At 65.1% G+C, this 1913-nt stretch carries 3 protein-coding genes; all 3 read right to left on the bottom strand.

From position 1 onward, the window contains the following. Positions 1–231, bottom strand: a 231-nt coding sequence (locus ACE3S9_RS19120; RefSeq protein ID WP_374548066.1) for a hypothetical protein, incomplete at its 3' end; no start/stop codon positions are given. Positions 232–325: 94 nt separating this feature from the next. Then, positions 326–1300: a GDP-mannose 4,6-dehydratase gene (locus ACE3S9_RS19115; RefSeq protein ID WP_374548065.1), complete on the bottom strand. Its 975-nt coding sequence runs from the start codon at positions 1298–1300 to the stop codon at positions 326–328. Next, positions 1297–1913: GDP-mannose 4,6-dehydratase (locus tag ACE3S9_RS19110; RefSeq protein WP_374548064.1), on the bottom strand; the 617-nt coding region annotated here is incomplete at its 5' end. The genes ACE3S9_RS19110 and ACE3S9_RS19115, both read right to left, overlap by 4 nt.

Here is a 1913-nt window from a genome sequence, read left to right as displayed (position 1 = left end):
GCGAATCTGGCCGCCGATCAGGTTTTCCTGCCGGAAGAAGCCGGCGTCGGTCGCCATCGCCCGTCCGAGCGTCGGATCATAGGCGATCAGCCCGAGCGTCTCGCCTGTTCCTTCCGCATCGGCAAGCTCGAGAAACTGACGAATAGTGGCGATGGTGACGCGCTGGATGCCCGTCACGTGCGGATGCTCGTCGAAATAACGGAGGAGGTCGGTGATGTCGTAATAAATCACGATTCCGCGCCGCTTCGGTTCGGCGCCCGCTTTTCCTCGGCGCGATGCGAACCGCCGTCAGGTTTCGCCGGATGCGGAAAACGCATCGCCGCAGTCATGCCTGCGCTCGCAAAGGGGCGACGCGCGCGCGGCAATCGTCGAGCACGCTCCGCAGGGTTTCGTCGAGCGTCAGGCGCGGCGCCCAGCCGAAAGACTCGCGGAATTTGGCGGCATCGCCGACAATCACGGGCACGTCGCTGGGACGGCTGCGGGCCGGGTCTTTTTCAACCGTGATTCGCGCCGGGCTGAGCCGCAGCAGCCGCGCCAGAATGTCCTCGATCGACACGGCCTCTCCGGAGGCGATGTTGAAAATGCCGGCCTCCTCGCGCCATTCGGCAGCCGCCAGCAGCGCATAGGCCTCGGCGACGTCCGCCACGTCGAGAATGTCGCGTTTGGCGTCGAGATTGCCGACATGCACGACCGGGGGCGCCAGATCGGCCTCGATCCGGGCGATCTGCATGGCGAAAGCCGGGATGACGAAATCCTCGCTCTGGCCGGGGCCGGAATGGTTGAACGGCCGCAGTCGCGCGCATCGCAGGCCTTTGCGCGCGAAAACCGCCAAAGCCAGATCGGCCGCCGCCTTGCTCGCAGCATAATCGTCGAGCGGGGCGGGCAAGGTGTCTTCGTCGAGCGGATCGCGCGTCGCCGATTTGCCATAGACCAGGCCGGAGCCGACCTGAATGAGCCGGCACGCCGGCGCCTGTCGCAGAATGGCTTCAGCGAGATTTCGGGCGCCGTCGAGATGGATGGCCCAGGTGAGATCCGGATTTTTGGAGGCCAGTCCCGGCGCGGCGAAGCCGGCGAGATTGACGATTTGGGTCGGCCGCCATTCGCCAACCCGCTCCATGCACATGCGGCGGTCGGTGACATCCAGCGCGGCGACCGGCCCGAGCTGTGGATGCTCGCCCGCTTGATGCGCGCTGGCCAGAATTTCGGCGCCGGGGCAGTGGCGGCGCAACGCCGCGATCAGGTGCGGCCCGACAAATCCGGCCGCGCCCGTCACCAGAATGCGCTGCGCGGCGCCTGTCATGAATTGACCTTCTTCCGCCATCTCTCGATATCGGCGTCCACCATTTCGGCGACCAATTGCTCCAGGCTGGTTTTTGCCGTCCAGCCGAGCTTTTCCTTGGCCTTGGCCGGGTCGCCGAGGAGGACCTCCACTTCGGCCGGGCGCAGATAGCGCGGATCGACCACGACATGGTCTTCCATCTTGCGGCCGACATGGGCGAAGGCCAGTTCGCAGAATCGCCGCACGCTGGAGGTGCGGCCCGTCGCGACGACGTAATCTTCCGGCCGATCCTGCTGAAGCATCAGCCACATCGCCTCGACGTAATCGCGCGCATGGCCCCAGTCGCGCTGGGCGTCGAGATTGCCGAGCGCCAGTTGTTTGGCGATTCCCAGATGGATGCGGGCGACGCCGTCGGTGATCTTGCGCGTGACGAATTCGATGCCGCGAAGGGGCGATTCATGATTGAACAAGATGCCATTCGACGCGTGCAGGCCGAAGCTTTCGCGATAGTTCACCGTCATCCAGTGGGCGTAGAGCTTGGCGGCGGCATAGGGCGAGCGCGGATAGAAGGGGGTCTTTTCCGACTGCACCGGCTCCTGGATCAGACCGTACATTTCCGAGGACGAGGCCTGAT

This window comes from Rhodoblastus sp. (genome assembly GCF_041915505.1).
Classification (GTDB): domain Bacteria; phylum Pseudomonadota; class Alphaproteobacteria; order Rhizobiales; family Beijerinckiaceae; genus Rhodoblastus.
This window is presented reverse-complemented; position numbering and strand designations above follow the sequence as displayed.